The organism is Clostridium sp. D5, assembly GCF_000190355.1.
GTDB lineage: Bacteria > Bacillota > Clostridia > Lachnospirales > Lachnospiraceae > Faecalicatena > Faecalicatena fissicatena_A.
The window spans coordinates 1,508,020-1,533,451 of record NZ_GL870809.1 but is presented as its reverse complement, the minus strand read 5'-3'; the positions used below and the strand labels follow the sequence as shown (position 1 = coordinate 1,533,451).

The window sequence follows — 25,432 nt, the reverse complement described above, 5'->3', positions numbered from 1 at the left end:
TGTTGAGGCTTTAATAAGTAAAGAAATACTCCCTGTTCGACCTGGCCGTCGCGCCCCTCGCAAAGCCGATCATAAGAAGAAAGCAGTAAGTTTCCTATACCGGTGAGCCTAACACAAAATATATTATACACCCTATTTAAGCAGATGAAAACATCTGTTTAATTGTAGTGTCTAAAAGCAGAAAATATCATTAACCCAGAGTGTCACTTTACATTGAATTATAAGATTTCATGGTAAGGTGGCATTCATATTTGCTATCTTAATGACATTGGAAAGAGAACTGCTGCAGTATACTATGGCACAGTTAGCGTTGTACCGTGCTTATGTGACACAAGAAAACCCAACGCTGCAGCCTCCGGCATATTCTTCAAAGGTTCGTATCAAGTCTTCTGAGGCTGCTGCCCGGATATTTGATTATCTCACATTAATCTATGAAAAGCTGCTGGATATGTCCGATCCACAGAGAAAAACACATTTTCGTAAAACGGCTCTTCCCCTGAAAATGCAGCTGCAGACTGCCCTTGAGTGGAGCTCTGTGCGTGGGGCCTACGCGCTGCGCGTTTCACTGATTCTGGCCGGTGCAACGGCGCTTGTACAATTATTAGCCCTGCCCCACGGCAAATGGCTGATGTTTACCCTGGCCTCAGTATCACTGCCTTACGCAGACGATGTACCCCAGAAAATAAAAAAACGTATCATCGCAACAATCGCAGGGGGGCTGATCTCGGTTATTATCTATTCTCTGGTTCCCTCATCAGCCGGACGGACTGTTATAATGATGTTTTTCGGGTATCTCTCTTATTACTTTACGGACTATACAGAAATCTATGCCTGCTCCACTATCAGTGCACTCGGTGGTGCTGTCTTTATGAATGCATTTGGTTTTCAGGCTGTGTCCGGGATGTTCCTGATTCGGCTCGCTTACATACTGGCAGGTGCAGCTGCGGCCTATATACTAAACTGCCTTGTTCTCCCCTACGGCCGTGACAGGGCAACCCGTGCCCTTTGGAAGAAATATAAATCTGTCACAGAGCTGCGGGACAGAATCAGACATACAGAAAAGCCTGATTCCCAGCTGTATTATACACTGGTTATACAGGCTCATCTGCAGGAAGATAAACTCATTCAAAATTCGCTGGATGCACTCTAAGTGTCATTGTGCATTCGGCTACCCAATTCCATGTATCTTTAAAAGACGGATTCACCTTCTTTTCTATCCCCTGTGTATCAAAACTCCAGGATCTCTTTTGGAGATGACTGCAAAACCGCCCTCAGCTACTATAACATCTGCAGCAGATAAAAAGCCGGCCCGGACATACATCCCTCACACCCACCGATGCATAACCTCCAGCAAATGCTTTATCTCCAGAGGCTTCGACACATGTTCGTTCATCCCCGCCTTTTTTGCCCTGTAAGCATCATCTGCAAACGCGTTGGCGGTCAGTGCAATAATCGGAATCTCTGCCGCATCCGGGCGCTGCCCGTTCTCTGCAAGCCCCCGGATCGCTCTTGTGGCCCCGTATCCGTCCAGTACAGGCATCTGAATGTCCATCAGGATCAATGCAAACGTTCCTGGTTCACCGGCATAAAAAGAATCTACGGCCTCCTGTCCGTTGGCTGCACATTCAACCTCCAGGCCGCAGGCTGTCAGCAGTTCCTCCGCGATCTCCCTGTTCAAATCATTGTCCTCCACAAGAAGTACCCGCATCCCCGCCAGAAATCCATCATAAGCCCTGGGCTGTACTGAAGACTCTGTGGAATCGGATTCGTTCTTTTCCCGTGCCAGTCTCAGGAATATTGTAACGATAAATCTGGTACCTTTGTTTAACTCGCTTTCCACCTGTATGGTACCGTTCATCATCTGCACCAGATTGCTGGTGATAGCAAGCCCCAGTCCCGTACCCTGTATCTCGCTGACACGTGAATCTTCTGCCCGCTCAAAGGGCAGGAACATCTTACTGCAGAACTCCTCCGTCATCCCTATGCCGTCATCCTCAACGATAATCTCATAACATCCAACCCCGTTTTCGCCGGTAAGCTTTTCCTCCAGATAGACATTGATATATCCGCTTTCGTTGGTATACTTAACTGCATTTGAAAGCAGATTAAGCAGGATCTGCTTTACACGTACGGCATCTCCATGCACCCAGCTATGTTCCGGCTTTTTTACAATGGTTCGGTAATTAAGCCTCTTTTTGTCGGCATCAGGCTGGATAATCAATGAAACCTCTTCCAGCACATCCTCTATCCGGAACTTTTCTTCACTGAGTGTAATATTTCCAGATTCGATCTTTGACATATCCAGTACTTTATTAATAAGTTCAAGAAGATGGCCCCCGGATATGTCAATCTTATCCAGACAGTCTTCGATCTTTTCTTCATTTCCCAGATTATTTTTTGCAATTGCTGCCATCCCCATGATTGCATTCATAGGGGTTCTTATATCATGACTCATCTTAGAAAGGAAGTCGGACTTTGCACTATTTGCCGTATTCAAAGAAGCATATGCCTCTTCCAGCGCATGTTTTGCCCGCTTCTCTTCTTCGTAATATTCCAGTTCTTTTTGTTTTTCCACACTGATATTCCGAAACGCAATAATTGCAGTATCGGGCCTGCCTTCATTTGCCTCCCTGAGGTGCACTTCCATACGAAGCCAAAGCTCGGACTGTCTTTGCCGGAATTCAACTTCAATATGCCTGTTATCTGCGTTCAGTTCTCTAAGAAGCTCTTCTTTTTTGCAGACTTCAGATACCTTTTTCCAGTCCGCAAGATTAACGTCCCTCAGAATGTAGCTGCAGAGCTGGCTGGAATATGGACCGCTTCTGGCAAGGGAGCCGCTGCTGCCCGCTTCCGGCAGACGTACCGCATAATAACTGTCCGCCTCCAGATCCACATAAAAAATACTGACATATACTCCGTTAATCGCCTGAAGCGCAGATTGGTTCATATAGAGATGCTCGCTGTTTTCCGAAAGTTCCGACTTCATCTTATGAATATTGTAGAGTGCGCCTACCACACGGGATGGCTTTCCCTCCTCCATAACAAGTCTTCCATTTACCCTGTACCAGATAAAATTGCCCGGTCCTGTTCTGGGTGTAGAACACCGCACCTCAAACACTTCAGTCCGCCCATTACAGATATTGTCTATTACCCCAGGAATATCGTCAGGATGCACAAGCTGCTGCTTTAGCAGCGCCTGTGAGTAATCCTTTATTTCATTGCGGAGAACCCCTTCTCCGGTGATCGGTTCATAGCTGATGAACGTGTCAGTATCCATATGATATTCAAACATCACCGCAGCACTGGCCTCCATGGCCACACGATACATCTCCTGTTCCCGGTCCAACTGCTGCTGAAGTACCTTTCTTGGGGTTATATCTACGACCGTACGCTGCAGTATCTTTTCCCCTTCAGGTGTAGTTCCCACAACCATGCTGGTTCCTTCCATCCAGTGGATAGAACCATCTTTCCACATGACACGGAATTCGCTGTCCTGCCGGTCACCGATATTTTCCAGCTGATAATAAGTATTATAAAGGTATTGCCGGTCTGCCTCCACTACTGCTCCAAGCATTCCTTCCTTCCAATCACCCATTCCTTCCTCTATGCTGTCATACCCCATCAGCGATACTACGGCTCTGTTCAGAGAAATCAGCCTGTAGCTTCCGTTGCTGCTCTTTATAAAACGTATAATTCCGCAGGGCACAGTATCGTATATACTTGTCAGCAATTCCGTTTGCTCTCTATGACGCTGTGCATCCTCCTCGGAACGTGTAATATCAAGATAAAGACTGTTTACCATCCAGTTTCCGTCTATATCCTGTGCTTTTTTACCGCTGTCAATGATCCATTTCAGACTGCCGTCCTTACAACGTACACGGTACTTAGTGGAATAGGTCAGTCCGCCGTCTTTAAATGCCTCGGCACAATCTGCCAGCGCCTGGTGCAGATCCGGCGGATAGGCAGCTCCTACTGCAGTCCCCCCCGTAACCTCCAGGAACTCTTCCACAGTATATCCAAACAGTGCCGCAGCCTCCCGGCTGACAAATGCAAAAGAATATGTATCATCGTCATTGCTGATCTTAAGTCCGCCTGCAATGGATGACATGATCACTTCCATCTGCCGGTTCTGCTGTTTCTTTTCCTCTTCCAGAGCCTTCAGACGCTCCTGGACATAATCATAGGACTGCCTGCCGGTCTTGTCCTGGAAAAGCTCTCCTTCCATATCATGTTCGCAGTAATGCTTGTGCATAATACTGCCGGCAAGGTTTTCCACATCTTTAAAACACTGATTATACTCTCTGTCTGTTTTCACACTCACGCTGTTCAAACCCGCTTTCTTTATATTTTAACCAGTCCGGCATACTATTTTTCCAATGCATCTGACAGGTGATCACCTGTTTCTTATTATACTGAATACCTGGTTAAAACACAACGAAAATCGCATTTCACTGCTGCTTCTCTCCAGCACAGCGCGGACACGTCTTATTCCCTTGTGTCCTGCCGTAAGCATCCATTTTCCAGGAATGACCCTCTTCGCAGATCCAGTATACAGGCTTTTTGCTCTTAAAGGTCAGGTCATGCGGCTGTAATGTACCGTTTCTGCTATAATCCCATTCTCTCACCAGAGACGGGAACAGAGCTGCCAGCGAGTTTTCTTTGCACACCCGGTACCCGGCACAGTATGGGCATCCCTTTTTGCTCTCCACTTCATGAGCGATCCTCCGGGACCATTCATGATGCGGATATTTTGTACACTGCCACCAGACTTTCATTCCCGAACCTGCGGAAACATTTTTGGGATGCAGCATTTTATTTTTTCCATAATGCCAGCGGGCCGCCACTTCCGGATGTGTTTTATCCAGACTGTTTCCTTCCCTCACATATCTGGTGCGACATTTGGGACAATTGCTGCCTGACACCCGGTTATTGATCTTCCACTCCCATTCATGCCCGGCAGGGCAGATCCACCATACACTTTTATTTGACTTTGGCCGCACGTCCTTTGGGGTCAGCGGATAATTCTTCTCATAATTCCATTCAGCAGCCAATTTCGGATATACGACAGCCAGATTTTCCTCTTCTGTGGCCCTGTGTCCAGAGCAGTACGGGCATCCTCTTCCCAGACAGCTGCGGTTGGATATTCTCCCCGTCCATGAATGTCCTTTTTCGCAGATCCAATATGCATGGTCGTTATCTGCATAAGATATCTCCCACGGCGAGACCTCGTTTTTCCCCCAGTCCCACTGTTCCAGCAGCTCGGGTCTTTGCGCTGCCAGGCTGTTCTCCCTTGTAAATCTTCTCTTGCTGCAGTAGGGACACTTTCCGCTCTTTACCATTTCTCTGACAATCCGCTCCCATGTATGGCCTTTCTCACAGCGCCAGCTTACCAGTGTATGAGAGCCGACCGATACATCATCCGGCGTTAGGCCCTCATTCTTCTCTGTGTCCCACATTTTTGCAACCGCCGGATACTGCATAGACAATCGGTTCATATTACTTACTCTGTGTCCGGAACAGAATGGACACCCGTACCCCCGGTTCGTCCGTTTATTCGGGGACATCTTCCAGACATGCCCCACCTCACACCGCCAGGTATAAGCAGTCCCGCTTCCATATTCCACCATCTCCGGAGTGATAGGCCAGTTTGCCTCCTTATGCCATTCCTTCGCAAGCTCCGGATATCTGGCTGCCAGGTTGTTCTTCTTTTTCCCCTCTACCAGAAGCGCACGGATATACCGGCCGTCCCTTTCAACATCGGCGTTTATGACTATATTCAGCTGGTAATGGCTGTTTATGTACTTTATAATATCTGCCATCACCTGATCCATGTATTTATACGCATGATCAACATGGCAGATAATCTCCTGATCCGCTGTTTTTTCCTGCTCTTTGGGTATCATATCTGCTGTCTGCTCCCTGACCGTCAATACCTCGATCCCAATACCCCGCAGATATTCCGCCTTACGTGCATCATAATCTGCCCGGTTATATATCTCATGATAGACACCATTATACTCAATCCCAAGCTGGATTTCCGGGATAAATACATCCACTTCAAAATGATCGATCACGGTTCTGTTGCTGCACTGCGGAAACAGTTTTTTCATGTAATAGTAAATTGTCTGCTCGGGAAAAGAGGTCTTTCTCTGTTTATTACACACAGGACAGCCCTGTGATTTTCCCGTCCTGTTTGATATATATGCCGCCCATTTATGCATAGGATTAAAACTGCACTGCCAGTAAACTTTTTTCCCGCTGAAGGGATATACTTTCTCCGGCCTCAGATCATTTCTCTCATAATCCCATTCCCCCGCTATTCCGGGAAACAGCACTTTCAGATTATATTCTTCATTTACAAGTTCTTTACGGCAGTAGGCGCATCCCTTAAAATCCTTCTGCTGATTCGGGCTCTTATACCAGCTGTGCCCATGCTCACACTTCCACCAGAATTCCTTTCCGGAATTTGGAAGAATCTGGTCCGGGGTCGTCTCATTCTTGTTATCATCCCAGAACTTCGCCAGATCAGGATAAATCTTTTCCAGATTATACTCCTCGGACACGCGCCTGTGAGAACAATAAGGACAATCCGTATATTTACACCGGTTCCGCCACGCAGGCGGCAGCATCCACTTATGCCCCCGCTCACACTCCCAGGCAACAGCAATTTTCGAACTGCTCGGCACCGTCTCCGGGGACAGGTCGTTCTCTTCATAATCCCACTGTTTCAATACTTCCTCTCTCCCGTGCATCATGCAATAATCATAAAAAGAAATCTTCATCTGTATTCTCCTCTCCGAGGGCATCCTGCGTGATACCACTATAATCAGTATAACATGAAGGGACGCCTGTTGGGAGCGGGGGGAGCCGGAAAAGCGGGGGCACGGCTGTTAGCTGGAGTAAAGTAAAAAAGCAGAAAAACCGGGGTGATTATTGTGATTCCGAATCACAATAATCCCTGGACCCAGCGCGAGAAGCCATCCAGGCTTCTCGTGATGTGTCCAGGTTGCCCCGGTTTTTCTGCTTTTTTTGCTTCTACTCCAGCTTGCTGCCGCGCCCCCGCTTTCCCGGCGCCCTATATCCGGTTCCTGCGGTGTCTGACGTTCTGCGATTCTATAAAGCGTCCCCTTTTACACCTCAACCCTTCCAAAATTCTTCAAAAAGCTTACTTTATCGATGGCCTTTATTCCCATCCACCAATTTGCGCTTATTGCAAATTCTTTTGTATATTTTTCACCCAAGTCGAACCAGCTCCAGGTAATATTCCATACACCGCCCGGATTGCGTGTATCTATAAGATAATTCAGTTCCGTCTCTACAATCTCTTCGTTTCCTTTATATAACGGACTGGCCGGTGATTCAATAAACTCGGAGGGTCTTGGAGTGTACATTGCCCACTTTTCGGGATTCCGTTCGATTCTGCTGTTTGAGGCAGCTCCCATTTTCTCCAGAAGTTTCCCGCAATCCATGGCCGGAAACAGGCCTTTCTGCAGGACTTCTACCAACAGTATGCACATTCCGCCGGCTCCCATTTCACCGAAATCTTCTGTTACCCCGGCCTTTTCAAGAAGCTGCTCTGTGTATTTCATTGCCTTTTTGTAAACCCCCGACTCCGGCTCAGCGTAATGTAGAATAAATGCGCCCAGACCAGCCGTTATACCCAGGCTCTGCAGTTTATTTTCTTCTTCGCTGAACGCCCACCACGGAGCATGAGGATAGTTGTCACTGGATGGGATTGAGAAGAACCATCCGTCTTCATCGCTGTATACCCCGCTCTCCAGATAACGTAAAATTCCCTGTACCATGGGATGATCTATACCTGCATGCTCTATAAACTCTATTCTTCTAAGAAGCACGGCTGCTGTCATCGTTGCATATGGGGAAGATTCCGGATTCCATCCGTCCGGTTCCACTGCATTCCCAAATCCACCGTCCTCATTCTGAAAATATGCCAGTTCGTCTGCAACGGCCTCCCTCGGTCCGTTTTCATGAAAGTAATTCCACACAGCCATCTCCAGCGGTCTTGCATTTCTGTGAAACCATGTACGTATTTCCTGATATTCTATTCGTTTCAGCATTTTCATTGTCCTATTCCTCCATCATTCTTTTACTTATTTTACAATGTACTAGAATGGTATCAGAAACAGGCCCGTCCGTATTGTAAAAAAGCGACATCATTACTGGTTTTTTATGGCAATCTTTCTTGCCCCCTCCGGATTCGTACCATGAAAACGCCTGAATTCCTTCAGTAAATGCGCCTGGTCGGTGTAGCCGTAGCGGTATACAGCATTATGCGCGTCAAAGTCCCCGGACATCACGATGTCTCTCCATACATTCTGGTAGCGCACCAAGCTTGCAATCTTTTTTGGGGGAAGTCCTATCTTCTGCAGAAAAAGACGCTCAATCTGTCTCTGGCTGACCGTGCTGTACTCGCAGACGTCCCGAACCGTCACCGCTCCCGATGCGGACAAAATCAAATGGATAGAATTGAGCAGAGTCGGGTTTTCATTAGCAGCATCCAGTTTTTTCAGCAAAAATGCTTCCACCAATCTGATCCGCTCTTCCATCTTTGTCAGATAAAAAAATGGTTCAAAAAGCCGTCCCCATTCTCCCCCCAGAGCTTCCAGCACCATTGTCTGATTACACGCTTCTTTCAGATTAATAGAAATGAAAAAACTCGCCGCCCAAAAAGGAAAACGGATGGCAAAACTGCTGATTCTATCCGTATTCTGCTGTGTCCCTGTTGTAAACGGCTTGTCCTGTATCCCGCACAGATAACCAGTAAGCTGCTGTCTGGTATGGTTCACCTTGACAATAATATCCATACAAGTATCTGGTATCACCAGTACCTCCTGTCCGCTTCCCCTTTGATTCTGTCCGGTTCTGCCAGATTCACTGCCGCCAGCCGGTATGTAATCTCCTTCGGTCCAGTAACAGGACACATAAGGAGCCAGGGTAACACATGGGCGGTACTCTCTGTAGCTGCTGTCTGCCAAAAAGGGACGTGCAGTCAGCGGACGGTATATGTTGTTGAATGTCAGCATGCTCTGTCTCCTCTCAACATGTTGGTTCTAACGCTATGTCAGTTTACTTTAACATACCCCCGAATGTTTTACAAGCAGACATCGGATGTGGAATAATGAACCCATTAAGAAAAAAATATTTCGATGCCAAAAAAAATATGTTATACTAAAATATATAAAACAATAACCAGTAACTAGACAACTTTTTTATTGCTATGAGCACTTAGTAACCATATTTCGGTCACTTACGTGCGATGCATGAAAAATAGCTGGTGAGGTATTTTCGAGCCTTACTATTTTTTATTTAACAGAAAGGAGCCAGGGTGAACGTTTGAGTATTACAAAAAAATTGAAGGAGAAATGGCGGGAGGCGGTGAGCGCTGTACTGCCGATTATCGGTATTGTACTCTTTTTATGCTTCGGAGTCGCACCGATATCCCCAAGTATTTTACTATGCTTCTTAATCGGAGCCGCACTATTATTGTTGGGAATGATGTTTTTTACACTGGGTGCGGAGATTGCAATGACGCCTATGGGTGAGAGGATCGGCACCTGTCTCACCAGAAGTAAGAAGCTGTGGCTGGTAGTAGGAATTTCTTTTTTACTTGGGGCAATTATTACAATATCGGAACCGGATCTGCAGGTTCTTGCGGAACAGGTTCCGGCAGTTCCAAATATGATTTTAATTTTGTCTGTAGCGTGTGGTGTTGGTGTGTTTCTGGTAGTCTCATTTTTGCGTATGCTGTTTGGAATACCGCTGCCGCCTCTGCTTCTGATCTTCTATTTCATTATCTTTGTACTGGCATTTTTCGTGCCTGAGGATTTTCTGAGTGTGGCCTTCGATTCCGGAGGTGTGACAACAGGTCCTATGACAGTTCCATTTATAATGGCTTTGGGTATTGGTATTTCCTCAATTCGAAGTGACCGTCATGCTGCAGATGACAGTTTCGGCCTCGTTGCGCTCTGTTCCATAGGTCCGATTCTGGCAGTTATGATTCTGGGAATGATCTACAATCCAAAGGAAAGCGCCTACGTGCCGCCAGTAATTCCTGAAATAGAAAATTCGGCCCAGCTATGGCAGCTTTTTGCAGTAGAGTTACCAACTTACATGAAGGAAATCGCCGTTTCACTGCTGCCTATTGTTCTGTTCTTCCTTGCTTTTCAACTACTGGTTTTAAAGCTTTCAAAAAGGACACTGCTGAAAATATTTGTGGGCCTCGTATACACCTATATCGGACTGGTTCTGTTTTTAACCGGTGTCAATGTAGGATTTATGCCTGCCGGGAACTATTTGGGCCAGGTAATCGCGGGACTTGATCATCGGTGGATGATCATTCCGATTGCAATGATAATGGGATATTTTATTGTAAAAGCAGAGCCTGCCGTATATGTTTTAAATAAGCAGGTGGAAGAGATAACAGACGGCGCTATTTCAGAAAAGGCTATGGGCACAGGACTTTCTGTGGGCGTGGCAATTTCTCTTGGTATCGCGATGATCCGGGTGCTGACGGGAATTTCTATCCTCTGGTTTTTGATTCCGGGTTATGCCATTGCCCTGATAATCTCGTTTTTCGTACCTAAGATCTATACGGCCATCGCTTTTGACTCCGGAGGTGTGGCATCCGGTCCTATGACGGCTGCTTTCCTGCTGCCGCTGGCACAGGGGGCATGTGTGACGCTGGGCGGAAATATTGTAACTGACGCATTTGGTGTGGTGGCGATGGTTGCCATGACGCCGCTCATTACGATCCAGGTCATGGGCCTTTACGCTAAGCTTGTAAACAGCAGTGACAGTCAGGGCTCCCTGCCTGAACAGCTGGCAAATGACTTTGAAATGCTGGACGATGATGCAATTATAGAATTATAATTTAAATAAGAATGCGAGGATTTTATGAGTGAATTAAATCTGATGGTTACAATCAGCGACCGGAACCAGATCCGAAGGTTTCTGGCCTTTTATAAAGAATTCCATGTAAACATCATGCTGATTTCCATGGGCCGTGGGACTGCTGAGGATGATATACTGCATTCCTTCGGGTTTGAAGCCTCGGAAAAGGCGGTTCTATTTGGGGTGGTTTCCTCAAGCGAGTGGAAAGAAATAAAAAGCGGACTGGAAAAACAGATTAAGATCGATATTCCAGGCACCGGTATCGCCTTTGTAATTCCGGTAAGCAGTGTCGGCGGGAAAAAGCAGCTGCAGTTTATAACAGAGGGACGTGATTTTAAGAAAGGGGAGGAAAGCACTTTGAAGGAAACAAAACATGAGCTCCTTGTCGTGATAGCCAATCTGGGATATACGGAAATGGTTATGGATGCTGCCAGAGGGGCAAAAGCAGGCGGCGGCACAGTCATTCATGCAAAGGGAACGGGAATGAAAAAATATGAACATTTTCTGGGGGTCTCTCTGGCGTCGGAAAAGGAAATGATATTCATCGTTGCAAAGAGTGAGGATAAAAATGCCATCATGAAGGCGGTCATGGATCAGGCCGGACTGACTACAAAAGCGAAAGGGATTATCTTTTCCCTTCCGGTTACAGAAACCGCAGGGCTGCGGCTTATGGAACAGGATGAAGATTAACGGATTCGCATAGTGCAGCCGCCCTGACGGGCGGAACTGCAGCACTATGCATCCACTCAATTCCTTTGTTTTAAAACAGCCCGGATAATTTTATTAAAGTTCTGTGCATCCCAGGCGCTTCTCCCGATAAACAGTCCGTCTGCATCGGAAATCTTCGACAATTCAACTGCATTTTCCGGATTTACACTGCCGCCGTACAGGATCGGGATTTTACCGGCCGCATCCCCGAACATTTCTTTCAGAATCAGTCTGATATCCCGGTGCCTCTCAGCCGCATACTCCGCTGTGGCGGGCGTCCCGCCTTCTCCGATCGCCCATACCGGTTCATAGGCAATCCAAATTTCTCCAAGCTGCTCTTTTTTTACACTGGCAAGCCCTTTTTTCAGTTGTATTGCCAGCACCTCGCGGGCAGTCTCCTGCTCTTTTTCCTCTTTTGTCTCCCCGATACACAACAGAACCTTCAGATGGTGCGTAAGAGCACAAAGTACCTTTTTGTTTTCCTCTTCATCCGTTTCCCCTAATCCGTGTCTCCGTTCAGAGTGCCCGGCCATGACAAGGGATGCTCCTGTTTCTTCTATCATAAGAGGGGATATCTCACCGGTAAACGGTCCCCGTTCCTCCCAGCCCATATTCTGCGCCCCGATCCGGATTCTTCCGGCTGCTGCACGGGCCGCCGTGTCCAGAGCTGTAAATGACGGGATCACAAACAACTCGGTTTCCTGCTGATCCAGATCAATCGTCAGGTCATACAACTGCTCCACAAAATCAGCCGTCTGCTTTCTGGTTTTATACATCTTTGTGTTTGTACCAAAGTATAGTTTATCCATCACACACTCCTCTTTTTAAAGCATACCTGTTCTTTTTTTCATGCGCCTCCTTTATTTAAAGTGCGCTTTCTCAATCTCACAGATCGCTTCCACCTTGGGCGTGGAACTGCAGTCTTTAAATTCCAGTCTGATCCATTCGCTGACGATCTTGACGGCCAGCCCGGGGCCTATAATTCTGGCGCCCAGACACAGGACGTTTCCGTTATTGCTCAGCCTGGAACGTTCCGCCGCAAAATTGTCATGGCAGACTGCGGCGCGGATTCCTCTGCACTTATTTGCAGTGATCGCCATCCCGATCCCTGTACCGCAGAGCAGAATTCCATCTTTTTCATAGCCGCTTTCTATCATCCTGCTGCAAACCTTCTCCGCGATATACGCATAATATGTACTGTCCTTCGAACTGAAACATCCCACATCCTCTACTTCGATGTCTCTGCTTTTCAGATAGTCGATCACAGTATTCTTCAGCTCTACAGCTGCATTGTCACATCCAATTACAATTGGTTTCATCTCAGTCACCTCTCTTTTACCGAGCTGCCGTTCTCTGCCAGATATTCCTTCATAGACCGGAAGATCAGCCACACTGACGCCGCTCCTGCATCGGGATATCCCACAGCTCTTTCCATCAGGGATTTTGCTCTCCCGAACTTTGCGGTCATCTCCCGGGTGCTCTCAAAACCCTGTCTTGCACATGCCTCCGCCTTCTCCATCATCTGCTGAAAACCATCTCCGTAGTTTTCTTCCATAGCACAGACTGCCGGTTCCAGCGCATCCACCATCGTCTTATCTCCCACAGACGCCTTTCCCCGTTCTTTGATCGCCTCCAGCGACTTTCTGAACATGACAGCCAGTTCCCCGGGCCGGACTTCCGGCGATGGTTCCATGCCTTTTGCCCCTGCCTGATAGAGACTGCCGAATATAACTCCGGAGGCGCCGCCCATAGACATAATCATGGTTTTTCCCGCTGTCTCAAATACTTCATACACATTGGGTGACAGCTCTGTTTTCTGAGTCGTGATAACTCTGCAGAATTTCCACACCCGGGAAGTAGCTCATGACTTTCAGCATATACCCTGTACGCAGCGCTTCTGAACTCGCGCCCAGAGGCTTTCTCAGCATAACCATCTTGTAGCTGTAATTATCCTCTTCCGCCATCTTGTCGGCCAAAAACATCCCCATCTGAGCTCCATTTGACGGCAGACCTCCGGTAACACGTGCATTGACATCCTTGGAACCTGACATTCTGTCCGAAGTCACGACCGGGATCCCCGCCGCCAATGCTCTGTCAATCGGCGGGCCCGTAGGTGCAACCTCCTGCGGCCATACAATAATGCCGTCCACGCCGTCTGCGATAAACTGATCGATATAAGCCGCCTGTTTTGCGTTGTCATATTCTGCATCCAGAACCTTCATATCCACATTACTGTGGCGTTTTGCTTCCCACTCGGCAGAATCCGCATAGTTGATCAGCCACGGATGGTCAAAACCATGGAACACAAAACCGATTTTATACGTCTTGTCAGGATCTCCCACCGGGCCTTCCTCCAACGGCACATAATCTGCAAAAGGCAGTTTTAAGTCAAGCTTGCTGTAAGGGCCTGTAATCCCGGTTCCCTTTCCGATCTCCCAGACATAACCGTCTACAGGTTCCCCCTTTGGATAGTCATCGGCAAATATTCCCAGACCTTCCGACTCATAGATCTCATTGATCTGTTTATTGGCCGGGCTGATTGGCAGATCAATAAAAAACTGCAGGATCTCGTCCTGTGTCAGCCCTTTATCCGGCAGGGTTTTGAAAAAATCTACTGCATCTTTATCTGTCAGGGATGCTACTTCCTTATAGAGATCCGTAAAATCTCTGCCTGCGGGCTCCGTGTCCCCGGATGCTTTCTGTGTTTCCTTCTGGGTGTCCTTCGTCTGATCCGTCTGCTCTTTGTCCGCCTGTTTCCCTTTATCCGGCTCCTGTTTTTGGCAGCCGGCAGCCCCGCCTATACACATGACTGTCACTAACAACAATGCCACAACTTTTTTCATTCGTACTTCCTCCTTCACTCTCTGGTTTACTGTTCCTTCCGGCGGTTAAACTTATGAATCGTATCGTAGAAGGCGCAAATATTTTCCACCGGAGTATTCGGCTGTATATTATGAATTGCCGAACATACAAATCCTCCGCCCTTTGAAAATATTTCCAGCCGCTCCTGCGTCTGCGCGATCACTTCCTCCGGCGTTCCAAACGGCAGTACCTGCTGTGTATCTACCGCACCTCCCCAAAATGTAAACTTATCTCCATATTTTTCTTTCAGCATCACTGCATCCATCCCGGCCGCAGATACCTGTACGGGATTCAGAATATCCACCCCGGCCTCTGCAAAATCATCCAGGAAATTTACAATAGATCCGCAGCTGTGGTAGAAGGTCTTCCATTTGGTATGGGTATGCACCCAGTCATTCACCTTTTTCATATTGTCCTTATAGAATTCCCGGAAAAGATCCCTGGACATAAACTCGCTTCTCTGTGTGCCGTAATCCGTCCCGCTCATATAGATCACATCGATCTTGTCCCCAACGGCCTGATAATAAAGCTCCAGATTCTTCAGACAGATCTCTGTCTGATACGCGTACACATCCTTGATGTATTCCGGATTCAGAAGATGCCACATCATCCATTCGTCCAGCCTGCGGACTCCTGGTGTATGCAGCATGGCCGGTCCCGGAATTACAGACGCATCACCAAATCCGGCGCCCCCGAATACCCCCAGCAGGGCATAATCCGTATTCTTATAACAGTGATCCGTACTTTCCTCCAGAAATCTCAGGTCCTCTTCACTCATCACCTTATAATCTTCCCGAAAATCTTCCCTGCCGTTTTCATTTTCCTCATCCACTTCCTCCTGACGGACAATCGTGTCGAAGTAAAAACCACCTTTTGGCAGCCTCATGCTTGGCCTGACAGAATCGTTTCCCTGCGGATATACCAGAATATCACCGTTTGTATCATAGATGTACTTCATATCCTTTGAGATCAGGACATCCGTTCCATCCTGCAGCTTCCACGGCCTCCATCCCGAATTTTCAAACCCCAGGAATGTTTTCTTTGGAAATATACCCACAACATCCGCCTGCACCGTCCTCCGCAGATCTTCCTCTACCTTTCCCAGAATCTGGAACGGCTCTTCTACCTTTACCAGTTCTTCCTTCAATCCCAGTGCCTTCCGCAGTTTCGACATCGTACCTGCCGCCATTCCTGTCACCGTTGTTGCCCCCAAGTCCATCGGTATACGGTCTGGTTCTATGTGATTGATTGCAGCCCTGACCCGCTCCCTTGATGTCATTCACAACACCTCCTTTAGTGTAATTATTTGATATTTTGATTATACTAGGTGGTAATTTTTACTACAATTAACATTTCTGCGTTCTATTTTCAGTATTCTGTTTTATTATTATAAAAGGGTTTCGCTGTGGTTGACTTTTTCTGCAATATATGATATTTTTAGTTTCGTATTAAAAAAAGCAGGTACAGATTATGTATATTATGAACTATTACACATTGAAAGAGGCGGCAGATAGTTAGCGTTCTATCCATGAATTACATTCACGGATACGAGCGCTGATTGTGTTGTATCCGTGTGGCTCATAAAATACATTTTATAAACCACATTGGTAAAGAATCTTTTTACTCATGTGGTTTTTTTATTGCTATGAGCACTTAGTGACCGTATTTTGGTCACTTACGTGCGATGCATGAAAAATAGTTGGCAAGGTCTTCTCGCGCCTTAATATTTTTTATTGCGGGAAAGGTGGTGATACGATGGGACATAATAAAGAGGCCCTGTCTGATATCTACAGATTAGATTTAGATATGAAAAGAAAGTTACTGTCGTATCTGCGGCAGTACTATTCGTAAACAATTTAAATGAAAGGATACAGATAAGAACATGAATATAGAAATAATAACAAATAATGGAAAGCAAATAGCACGTGTTACCGGTACGGAAGTATTGGTCACTGACACTCAGAGCGCACTGGATCTGATGGCTTCCGTAAAATATGAAACCGAGTGCACAAGCATGATATTAGATAAAGAGGCATTCTGCGAGGATTTTTTCAAGCTTAGCACATGCCTTGCCGGGGAAATCCTGCAAAAATATATCAATTATGGGGTGAAAATTGCTGTCATCGGAGATTACTCATGCTATACAAGCAAGCCGCTGCATGACTTTATATATGAGTGCAATCATGGGAAAGATATCTGCTTTGTGGGATCGCTGGAGGAGGCTGTCTCGTTTTTGGGGGAGGTAGTTGGTATGGGGACGCCTGCCTGAGAGCGGGACTTCTGCCACAGGCAGGGGCACATAAGTTTTCCGGCCCACGGCAGAAGTCCCGCTCTCAGACAGGCTATGTGTCCCCGCCGGGAGGTTGCGTTTCCTTAGAAGTATTATGGCGGGAGCGGCGGATGGAATTGAGTATACGGATAGGGAATAGATGCATTTGTTTTTAAAATCTTGGTGCTGGTAGGTTGGGAAAAGTGATGGTGTTATATGCTCTATGCAGGTTTTATGAAGTTTATCAAAATTTATGATATATATACTAATAACTCTCTTTGGGAAACTCTACGGAGCGTTTGTTGTAATTATTTTAATTAGGGGATATGATGATTGAGGAGGTGAAGGTGATGGATTGCAGTAAGGTTGGTAAGTTGATTCTTACCCTGCGTCAGGAGAAGGGGATGACACAAAAGGCTCTTGCTGATGCGATGAATATTAGTGACAGGACTATCTCGAAATGGGAGCGCGGGGTTGGGTGTCCTGATGTTTCGCTGCTTCGTGGACTGTCGGATATTTTAGAGGTTGATGTTGAAAAGATATTGTCAGGTGATTTGAGGCCTAATGATATAGATAGGGGAAATATGAAAAAAATAAAATTTTACGTCTGCCCGGATTGTGGCAATATTTTGTTCTGTACAGGAGATAATGAGATTTCCTGCTGTGGGAGGAGACTTACTCCTTTGGTACCACAGGATGAAGATTCGTATCACAGAATCCATGTGGATGAAATAGAAAATGATTACTATGTTACATTAGAACATGAGATGAGCAAACAACATTATATCACTTTCGCGGCATATGTAACTTCTGACCGGGTGCTTTTAATGAAATTATATCCTGAACAGGCCGCTGAAATACGTTTTCCGGTCATGCATAAAGGCGAATTATACGTTTGCTGTAACAAACACGGTCTTATTAAAAAGCTTAAAAATTGTAAGTAATTCCCCTCTGCAGAAAGATATTGCTGTGGAGAATCAGATAACTGTACGGAACGCTTGAACAGGAGCGACCGGATATGTTGTATGGCTGTCAAATGTGATAACGAAAAAAGGTGAACGCCGGAATGATTTTCTCAGCCTCCCGCCCGGGCATGGCTTTTATCGTTCCGGGAATCTCCTTTTCTGCCTTGTTATATTTTTTTTATCCTGACAGCCATATACTGGCGTTTTGGCAGCTGCACTTTCAATTTTCCTTAGAAAATTTCTCATAATATTCTTCTGCTTTTCCCCCAGACAATGTAAATCGTTTCTGCAATTTTTTTATTATCTTATCCTTATCAAAACCTTCCTCCATATAATCCTTAACTATTGCCTTTATTCCTTGTTCTAATCCTTCATTTCTGGCTTCTTCCCGCTCATAATATCTTTCTTCCCAAGCCTGCATATATCTCACCCCTGCTTCCTCGCTCGTTTTCACCTTACGTACCCGCTGATGTATACGCTTAATCCGCTCACTGTCCATATTGGCTGCCGTCTCATCATTTGTATGTTCCAGATAGTAAAGGAATTGCACCAGTTCCTCTGAAACCTCATGCCTTTCCTTACCACGTGTATTTAAAAATATCCGCACTGCTCCGTCTTCCAGGCAGCACTCCGGTACTTCCTCGCATCTGGATTTGAAAGTATACATATATTTATCATACCCAAACAAATCAAATGTCATGATCATGATTATGTATGCCGAGTTCAGTTGATTATAATCGGGAACCCCCGGTTCCAAAAGAGAGGTATCTATGATAGCCTGGTAATACCTGCTTCTTTTTGCCAGATCCCCCTTCTTTTTCTGCTGCATTTCCGTATTATAAATGACAGCTTCTTCATCCATAGAAAATACATCCATCCGGATTGCTCGTAAAAGCGGTGACACCCTAAGTTCCTTTTCCGTCTCATTTTTATCCAGCAGCGGAACATTCCGTCCAAAAATGATACTTAATATGTCCTGATGTGCATCTGGATCTTCCAATACTTCATCAAATAAAAAGCGATTTGTAAGATTCAGTTCTTTTAGCGGTATTATTTTTCGCTTTGTGTCCATATGTTTCTCCTCTATTCTAACATATAATTTAATCTGTTAATAGTAAATGGCACGCGAAAAAAACAAGCATAGGCATCCCTCCCTGCAATTTTTAACTTCTTCAAACATTGAATTACCGGGCGAAATTGCCCTCAGGATTGAAATTAGATGTTTCAAAATGATGAATATAAAGAATGTTTGAAATGCTTCCAATTCATTTTATTGGTTGATTAACATTACCATATAAAGACGCTAATTGTCAATGAACTAAAGTCTGTTTATACACGCTTGACATTCCAGCTGTGCAGATGTATATTTTACTAATCTCAGTACTTTCTTTTCTGGAAAGTACAAAAGTCTAATTTACTTATTTGACAGTTCGTCAAGGTTTCAACATTTTTAAGCAGCAACGTTGTTATTATGAAGAAATGCAAAATTCACCAAAAATTTGTGCATTGGAAGGAGGTAATGCAAGTGACAATTAGCGAAATGAAAATGATACGCATTCAAAAGGGCTACACTTTTAAGCGGCTGTCAGATTTATCGGGGATTTCAGTAAAAACAATCCGCAGAATTTTCAACGGTGAAATAAAGTCCCCTGAATATGAGATGCTTCAGACATTGGAGCACATATTAAGAGGGGAGGAAGAACCAGATTTCATAAGAGAATCGCCTATGCTCTCGTAAGTACAGAGGCCGTATACTCTGAAGGATTACTATACCCAGCCGGAAGAACGGCGGGTCGAGCTGATCGACGGAGTTTTTTATAACATGGTATCACCCGGCGGTTCCCACCAGATTATTGCGTTTAGCCTGGGCCATTTATTTTATAACTATATCAGGGAAAAGGGCGGAGGATGCAGAATGTTCATAGCACCGCTGGATGTACAGCTGGATTGTGATGATAAGACGATGGTACCATGTCCCATGATGGAAAAGGGGCAGGTATTTTACGCGGATTATGCAAAGCCGGAAGGATTCTGTGATGAAGCCAGGAAAGCGATCTGCCAGTATGTATTGGCACTCTCTCACGGGGCCGGGAAAGAGGTTTTTTATTATGGAGACAGGATCCGTAAGCCCGGGGCAGCCATCTGCAGCTGTAACGACGGCCTGCGTCCCGTTATATTTAAAATTGAGGCTTTACCTGATACACCATGATATGCTCTCCGTGCATATCGCGCTTTCCATTAAAAGAAAAACCAAACTTTTCATACAGGCGGACAGCGGCATCGTTTCCTTCAATCACGCTCAGATAGATTTTCCTGCACCGGTAATTTCGTGTCAGCAGATGAAGCAGCCCGGATAAAGCGGCGCCGCCGTACCCCTTCCCCTGATATTTTTCATCAATCAGCAGCCGGTCCATCCACAGCTTGCCGAAGGGAAGATACTGCCAGCGGAAGAATCCATACATGGCAAAACCAACCATGGTATCTCCGTCATAGATTCCCACCGGATGCCAGCGCTTACACCGGTCTGCCTCCGAAAGACACTGCTGTACAGACTCAATAAAACCATGCTGGCTGTCGGCAATTTTCAGATTCAGGGCTATCTCCCTGTTCTGGCTGGTAATTGGTTCAAAATGAATATGCATGATACTATACACCCCTTAACTTTTTCAACTAATTTTTTTCCCGCTTCACCGCATACAGCAGATGGGGCATCACCATTCCGTAATAATGTTTTGTAATCTCACCGCACACGGCCATGCCATTTCGCCTGGCCACATTCTGTGAAGGAATGTTGTTATCCCGAATGATGGAATACACTTCTTCTGCCTGTAGTTTTTCAAATGCATAATCCCGGCATGCAATGGCAGACTCTGCGGCATATCCTTTGTGCCAGTATGCTTTCTGGAACAGATAGCCCACTTCAACGACTTCCCGGCCGCCGGCATCCTGCATGGTCAATCCGCACTGCCCAATCAGCTCACCGTTTTTTTTCAGTATCACCGCCCACAGGCCAAAACCATATTCGTCATATCTATGTATCTGCCTGTCCAGCCAGTCCTGTACTTCTTCTTCTGAAAATGCATGTTCATATGCATACATGACTTCAGGATCCTGCAGAATTTTGCAGAGTGAATCATAATCCCCCTGGTTCATTTCGCGTAAATATAATCTTTCTGTTTCTAAAATCATTATTATTCCCTTTCTATTAACTGCTTTATGATCTGCTGTATGGTCACGCACCACCGGCAGGGCATCCTGAACGGGTACCCTGCCGGTAAATAAATTTTCATTTTTCCTTGTACATTGTAAGTCAATTACCAGACGATATACCAGTATCTTGTCAGTCCATTTTCCTGCAAATTGTGCCTGTATGTTTACACCGGACACTGATAGCGAGGCTGTCCCACGCTCTTTTTCCCATACTCGATCGCCTCCACAGGACAACCGCAGATACAGGCCATACAATGTGTACAACGCGTTCCCCAGACTGGACGGTTATCCTGAAGCTTCACGTTATTAAGCGGACAGGCCTTCTCACACTTTCCGCATCCAATGCAGTTATCCTTCGCATAAAACTTGTCTGCATGTACGCATACAGGGTAATAAATGTCATTGATAATGCCGCTCTTTATTTTGTCCTGCAGCGTAATCTTTATCTCCGGCAGCTTCCTGCCATCCCGGATATACTCTGCTGCTTTCCGGATCTCCGGCACGGCCTTAGTCACAATCATTTTCGCTTCCATTTCCTCCGGCGCCGGATACATGGCAATATAGTTCTCCGGCATCACAATCTCTGCGCACCCCATATATGTGAAATGCTTTTGCTCACAAAGTTTCTGGAGATACTTCTCTGCATTCCCAATCCCACCGCCGCAAGTCATAACAAAATAGACCTTATGGGTGCCCTCAAATCTTACCTTTTGGATCCACGCCTCCACCAGTCTCGGTATCCGCCATGCATAGGTCGGAACCACAAAAACAAGCCGCTCTTCCGGTTTGACAGCGGTTCCTTCTTTCTCTTTGATCTTGTCATTTAAATTTACGGCCGTTTCCCCAAGAACCTCCGAAATTTGTTTTGCTGCGTATTCGCTGTTTCCTGTTCCGGAAAAATAAAAAATCATAACCTTCCTCCTGCTCACTGATGCTCATTATATCATGAATCAGAGATTCATGATCGTCATTCGCCGTTCGGAAAATGTGCAGGCACGCTTTCCTCACTAACGCTCATTATATCACAGCTCCCAGTATACCGGTATCATATTCTCAAAAGTACAGAACTTACGAAAACCAATTTTCTTTAATATTTCTTTTACATCCTCAATATGATCCCCCAGATGCACCGTATCATGTGTATCAGACCCAATTGTTAGAATCTTTCCGCCCAGTTCATAATACCGCCTGAGAATTGCCCGGGACGGCATTAAGTCCTTCAGCCCGTATTTGAAGCTGGACGTATTCACTTCGATACCTTTTCCATCTGCAATGACCTGACCGAGTATCTTATCCACAAATCCCATGATTTTTTCATCCGGATATTCCCCATGCTGGTCATAACGCTTGATCATATCCAGATGTCCCAGAACCGAATAGTTCTTATATCTTTTTACCACCTCATATGTGGCCTCATAATATGCACACTGAAACTCCTCCTGTGTTTTCCCTTTCTGGAACTCATAGTTCCAGAATTCCCGGTCATCGACCTGATGATTGCTGAGAATCACAAAATCAAAGGGATATTTTTCATAGTCCTGCTGAAAACGTTCCATTGTATGGAGCTGTACGCCAAATTCAATCCCCGCTCTCACCGTCAGTTTTCCCTGATACTTCTGCCTGATTCTTTCCAGTTCTTTGAAATAGTTCTCATAGTCACAGTTCAAGTCCGTTTTCACACCATAGTCCACGTGCTCTGTAAATGCGATTTCCTCCAGCCCCACCTGAACCGCCTTTTTCGCCATCGCTTCCATAGGGCACTCGGAATCATCACTATAATAAGTATGGACATGATAATCTGCCTGCATTTTTTTCCTCCTGCTTCAGCTGTTTCGAAGTTCTGCCTCTTCCAGCAGATCTGCTTCTTCAAACTTCCTGTCTTTATAATAATATTTCTTATCTCGGTCATCAATTTCCCTAATCACTCTGCACGGATTTCCAGCCGCGACACAATTGGGCGGAATGTCTTTTGTCACGATACTTCCCGCACCGACCACACTGTTTTCTCCGATACGCACGCCCGGGCAGATCACGGCACCCGCGCCAATCCAGCAGTTATTCTCTATGATTACCGGATCCGCGTACATATATTCTCTCATCTCAGGATTGACAGGATGTCCGACTGTTGCAATCGTCACTGCCGGACCTAACAGCACTTTTTCTCCGATCGTGATGCTCACGTCATCTACAAAATTGCAGTTGCCCGAATTCTTTCTTTCATTGTCATACCTGTTTTCTCCTTTATTTCCTGCTATCTCTGCTCTGTTCTGAGGTTCTGTACCACTTCCCAGGCCTCCGTGTCAAATTCTTTATCTTTATAATAAAACTTTTTGTCTTCCTCCGTGATCTTCCTGATCACCTTACACGGATTCCCGCCTGCTACTACCCAGTCAGGGATATCCTTAGTCACCACGCTGCCCGCACCAATGACTGTATTGCTTCCGATATGTACTCCCGGAAGAATCACTGTGTTGCCGCCGATCCACACGTTGTCTCCTATGTAAACTGCTATGCCGTACTCATACTTGGATTTTCTGGATACCGGGTGTACCGGGTGCCCCGCCGTATAGATCGAGACATTGGGTGCCAGCTGGCAGTTGTCACCGATTGTGACTTTAGCCACGTCTATAATCGTGCAGTTATAATTTGCAAAGAAACTCTTTCCCACTTCGATGTTGGAACCATAATCACAATAAAACGGCGGATTAATAAAGGCGCCTTCAGATTTGCCAAGCATTTCTTTAATTATTCTTTTAATCCCCTCATAGTCTGAGCGGTCCGCAGTATTCAGTTCCTGCATCAGTTTTCTGCATCGCTTCTGTTCCTCCATTACGGAATCATCGGAAATATACGCCATCCCCAGGTCTCTTCGTTCTCTGTTATCCATATTCACTACCTCCTGATCATTTTCTCTGTTTTTAAATGTTCCATTGCATACTAGTAATCCGTTCTCCAAGTACGTGTGCATATAGCACCTGCTATCTGCCTGTTAGACTGACCTGAATCTACATGTACCAGTCATTTCTTATATTGTATCAGCTGTCAGATTGTTCATCCATTTATACTTCTTATAATGCAGGTAAACCGCGGGCAGCTTCACGAATTCATCCAGATTCAGCAGGAAATAGACTACGAGAATCGGAAGCTTCCACACAAATGCGGCCAGTATACCGATAGGTACGATAATCACCCACATTGTTATCAGATCGCAGAAAAGCCCAAACCGGGTGTCACCCCCTGCACAGAAGATTCCGGCAATTATGGTAGAATTCATTGCCTTCCCTATCATGTAATAGGCACATATAAAAAGCATCATTTTCAGATATTCCTGCGCCTGCCCGCTGAGAGTGGATGCAAACCGTATGATCAGCGGACTGCATGCAAGAAGCAGGCCACCCGACAGCGCTCCAGCAGCCAGTGAAAGTCTGCAGAGCCTTCCGCCATACTCCTTTGCCAGCTCCAGATCCCCTCTGCCCAGTTCGTTTCCCACCAGAATTCCGCTGCCGGTCCCAATTCCAAGACACATACAGGCAATGATATTTTTCGCAATATTTGCGATGGAATTAGCAGCTACCGCGTCACTGCCCAGATGCCCCATAATCACGGAAAACATTGCAAATCCGCAGCCCCATACAAGTTCGTTTCCTAATACAGGAACTGTGTAATGATAAAAATCTTTTTTCAGTCCCCCGCTGTCTGCTTTCAGATATTTCCACCGGATGCGGACTGTACTTTTCTTTCTGTTCTCCAGAAGTACAAGCAGTAACTCCACTGCCCGCGAGAATATTGTGGCAAGCGCTGCCCCCACAATTCCCATTTTCGGGAATCCCAGTAATCCGAAGATCAAAACTGCATTTAACAGAATATTCAGGACCACGGCTACAGAACCATATATTGTACTTCTCATTATCCTGCCGCTGTTCTTCATAATACACAGGTAGATCTGAGAGACTCCGGTAAACAGATAGGACAGGCTGACTACTCTGAGATATGGGATTCCAAGCATGATCAGCTCTGCGTCATTCGTAAATATACGCATCAGAAGGCCGGGGATAAGCACCGCTCCCAGGAAGAATACAAACGAAATCAGACAGGATACTTTCAAAACAACTGCCAGCACCTTTTCCACAGACTCTGCATCACCTTTTCCCCAGTACTGTGCCGCCAGAACAGTCGTCCCAATGGTCAGTGCAGCATAAAAAAGATTCAGCACAAACTGTACCTGGGTTGCCAGTGATACTGCAGACAGTGCACTCTGGTTTAAAAAGCCCAGCATCAGGGCATCCGATGCACTGACAAGAGCTGTCATTAGATTCTGCACGGTAATCGGCAGGACAAGGGCAAACAGCTTTTTATAAAATTCATTATTTTTTACTTTCATCGGTTTTCCTCACAAATACAGCATGTTGATTGTTTCTATTTTTTCCGCGGTATAGTATAATGATATTATTCAAATTCGCCCTTTTCTATCAATATATTCTTCATTTTTTATAATAATCGTATTTAT

The 25,432-nt window shown here is 45.8% G+C and carries 23 protein-coding genes and 1 pseudogene; 7 read left to right on the top strand and 17 right to left on the bottom strand.

Going from position 1 to position 25,432, the window contains the following annotated elements; all coding sequences use genetic code 11:
• The first annotated feature begins 295 nt into the window (after window positions 1-295).
• Window positions 296-1,150, top strand: a complete 855-nt coding sequence (locus HMPREF0240_RS06430; RefSeq protein WP_242833295.1) for an FUSC family protein — start codon at window positions 296-298, stop codon at window positions 1,148-1,150.
• A 174-nt stretch (window positions 1,151-1,324) separates the two neighbouring features.
• Here HMPREF0240_RS06430 and HMPREF0240_RS06425 read toward each other — a convergent pair whose 3' ends face one another.
• The 4 genes from HMPREF0240_RS06425 to HMPREF0240_RS06410 all read right to left on the bottom strand — a co-directional run bounded on the left by HMPREF0240_RS06425 (window position 1,325) and on the right by HMPREF0240_RS06410 (window position 9,044).
• Complete coding sequence (locus HMPREF0240_RS06425; protein WP_242833294.1) at window positions 1,325-4,321, bottom strand: PAS domain-containing sensor histidine kinase; 2,997 nt, start codon at window positions 4,319-4,321, stop codon at window positions 1,325-1,327.
• Window positions 4,322-4,448: 127 nt separating this feature from the next.
• Window positions 4,449-6,782, bottom strand: a complete 2,334-nt coding sequence (locus HMPREF0240_RS23330) for a zinc-ribbon domain-containing protein (protein ID WP_050794488.1) — start codon at window positions 6,780-6,782, stop codon at window positions 4,449-4,451.
• A 348-nt stretch (window positions 6,783-7,130) separates the two neighbouring features.
• Complete coding sequence (locus HMPREF0240_RS06415) at window positions 7,131-8,084, bottom strand: hypothetical protein (protein ID WP_009002629.1); 954 nt, start codon at window positions 8,082-8,084, stop codon at window positions 7,131-7,133.
• A 93-nt stretch (window positions 8,085-8,177) separates the two neighbouring features.
• A complete protein-coding gene (locus HMPREF0240_RS06410; protein WP_009002628.1) occupies window positions 8,178-9,044 on the bottom strand; it encodes a helix-turn-helix domain-containing protein in 867 nt (288 codons plus the stop codon).
• Window positions 9,045-9,354: 310 nt separating this feature from the next.
• Here HMPREF0240_RS06410 and HMPREF0240_RS06405 point away from each other — a divergent pair, with 310 nt between their 5' ends.
• A complete protein-coding gene (locus HMPREF0240_RS06405) occupies window positions 9,355-10,890 on the top strand; it encodes a DUF1538 domain-containing protein (RefSeq protein WP_009002627.1) in 1,536 nt (511 codons plus the stop codon).
• A gap of 24 nt (window positions 10,891-10,914) precedes the next feature.
• A complete protein-coding gene (locus HMPREF0240_RS06400; protein WP_009002626.1) occupies window positions 10,915-11,601 on the top strand; it encodes a P-II family nitrogen regulator in 687 nt (228 codons plus the stop codon).
• A 56-nt stretch (window positions 11,602-11,657) separates the two neighbouring features.
• On the opposite strand, the gene tpiA is transcribed toward HMPREF0240_RS06400, so the two are convergent.
• The 5 genes from tpiA to HMPREF0240_RS06375 are packed head-to-tail and all read right to left on the bottom strand — an operon-like array spanning window position 11,658 to window position 15,760.
• Window positions 11,658-12,428, bottom strand: coding sequence for a triose-phosphate isomerase (gene tpiA / locus HMPREF0240_RS06395; RefSeq protein ID WP_035312455.1), 771 nt, complete (start codon window positions 12,426-12,428; stop codon window positions 11,658-11,660).
• Between the two features lie 51 nt (window positions 12,429-12,479).
• Entirely contained in the window at window positions 12,480-12,938 is a 459-nt protein-coding gene (rpiB, locus tag HMPREF0240_RS06390; protein ID WP_035312454.1) for a ribose 5-phosphate isomerase B, read from the bottom strand.
• A gap of 5 nt (window positions 12,939-12,943) precedes the next feature.
• A complete protein-coding gene (locus HMPREF0240_RS06385) occupies window positions 12,944-13,414 on the bottom strand; it encodes a dihydroxyacetone kinase subunit L (RefSeq protein WP_050794487.1) in 471 nt (156 codons plus the stop codon).
• Window positions 13,407-14,462 (bottom strand): sugar ABC transporter substrate-binding protein, encoded by a 1,056-nt coding sequence (locus HMPREF0240_RS06380; protein ID WP_148486291.1) that lies wholly within the window; start codon window positions 14,460-14,462, stop codon window positions 13,407-13,409. The genes HMPREF0240_RS06385 and HMPREF0240_RS06380 overlap by 8 nt, the downstream gene beginning before the upstream one ends.
• A 26-nt stretch (window positions 14,463-14,488) precedes the next feature.
• Window positions 14,489-15,760, bottom strand: a complete 1,272-nt coding sequence (locus HMPREF0240_RS06375; protein ID WP_009002621.1) for a uroporphyrinogen decarboxylase family protein — start codon at window positions 15,758-15,760, stop codon at window positions 14,489-14,491.
• 603 nt (window positions 15,761-16,363) lie between these two features.
• Between HMPREF0240_RS06375 and HMPREF0240_RS06370 the strand changes: the two genes are divergently transcribed.
• Both HMPREF0240_RS06370 and HMPREF0240_RS06365 read left to right on the top strand, forming a co-directional pair.
• Window positions 16,364-16,750, top strand: coding sequence for a DUF4180 domain-containing protein (locus tag HMPREF0240_RS06370; protein WP_009002620.1), 387 nt, complete (start codon window positions 16,364-16,366; stop codon window positions 16,748-16,750).
• Between the two features lie 350 nt (window positions 16,751-17,100).
• Entirely contained in the window at window positions 17,101-17,694 is a 594-nt protein-coding gene (locus HMPREF0240_RS06365; RefSeq protein ID WP_009002619.1) for a helix-turn-helix domain-containing protein, read from the top strand.
• 241 nt (window positions 17,695-17,935) lie between these two features.
• Here HMPREF0240_RS06365 and HMPREF0240_RS06360 read toward each other — a convergent pair whose 3' ends face one another.
• Entirely contained in the window at window positions 17,936-18,787 is an 852-nt protein-coding gene (locus HMPREF0240_RS06360) for an Rpn family recombination-promoting nuclease/putative transposase (protein ID WP_009002618.1), read from the bottom strand.
• A gap of 453 nt (window positions 18,788-19,240) precedes the next feature.
• Between HMPREF0240_RS06360 and HMPREF0240_RS23325 the strand changes: the two genes are divergently transcribed.
• Both HMPREF0240_RS23325 and HMPREF0240_RS25175 read left to right on the top strand, forming a co-directional pair.
• Window positions 19,241-19,453 carry a helix-turn-helix transcriptional regulator gene (locus HMPREF0240_RS23325; protein ID WP_157134229.1) on the top strand — a complete coding sequence of 71 codons (213 nt, stop codon included), beginning with the start codon at window positions 19,241-19,243 and terminating at the stop codon, window positions 19,451-19,453.
• Between the two features lie 18 nt (window positions 19,454-19,471).
• A complete protein-coding gene (locus tag HMPREF0240_RS25175; RefSeq protein ID WP_083806121.1) occupies window positions 19,472-19,924 on the top strand; it encodes a TIGR04076 family protein in 453 nt (150 codons plus the stop codon).
• On the opposite strand, the gene HMPREF0240_RS06345 is transcribed toward HMPREF0240_RS25175, so the two are convergent.
• The 7 genes and pseudogenes from HMPREF0240_RS06345 to HMPREF0240_RS06315 form a co-directional block, all read right to left on the bottom strand.
• Entirely contained in the window at window positions 19,893-20,357 is a 465-nt protein-coding gene (locus tag HMPREF0240_RS06345; RefSeq protein WP_009002615.1) for a GNAT family N-acetyltransferase, read from the bottom strand. The two genes, HMPREF0240_RS25175 and HMPREF0240_RS06345, sit on opposite strands and share 32 nt — an antisense overlap.
• Window positions 20,358-20,385: 28 nt before the next feature.
• Window positions 20,386-20,904: a GNAT family N-acetyltransferase gene (locus HMPREF0240_RS06340; RefSeq protein ID WP_035312595.1), complete on the bottom strand. Its 519-nt coding sequence runs from the start codon at window positions 20,902-20,904 to the stop codon at window positions 20,386-20,388.
• Window positions 20,905-21,089: 185 nt separating this feature from the next.
• Window positions 21,090-21,836 carry an EFR1 family ferrodoxin gene (locus HMPREF0240_RS06335; protein WP_035312452.1) on the bottom strand — a complete coding sequence of 249 codons (747 nt, stop codon included), beginning with the start codon at window positions 21,834-21,836 and terminating at the stop codon, window positions 21,090-21,092.
• 111 nt (window positions 21,837-21,947) lie between these two features.
• Window positions 21,948-22,733: a histidinol-phosphatase HisJ family protein gene (locus tag HMPREF0240_RS06330; RefSeq protein ID WP_009002612.1), complete on the bottom strand. Its 786-nt coding sequence runs from the start codon at window positions 22,731-22,733 to the stop codon at window positions 21,948-21,950.
• A gap of 15 nt (window positions 22,734-22,748) precedes the next feature.
• A pseudogene (locus HMPREF0240_RS24600) lies at window positions 22,749-23,114 on the bottom strand (DapH/DapD/GlmU-related protein); the annotation flags it as partial.
• A 62-nt stretch (window positions 23,115-23,176) separates the two neighbouring features.
• Window positions 23,177-23,812, bottom strand: a complete 636-nt coding sequence (locus HMPREF0240_RS06320; RefSeq protein ID WP_009002610.1) for a sugar O-acetyltransferase — start codon at window positions 23,810-23,812, stop codon at window positions 23,177-23,179.
• 138 nt (window positions 23,813-23,950) lie between these two features.
• The gene (locus HMPREF0240_RS06315; RefSeq protein ID WP_009002609.1) at window positions 23,951-25,306 is read right to left on the bottom strand and encodes an MATE family efflux transporter; all 1,356 of its coding nucleotides are present in this window, start codon (window positions 25,304-25,306) and stop codon (window positions 23,951-23,953) included.
• Between the last annotated feature and the right edge of the window lie 126 nt (window positions 25,307-25,432).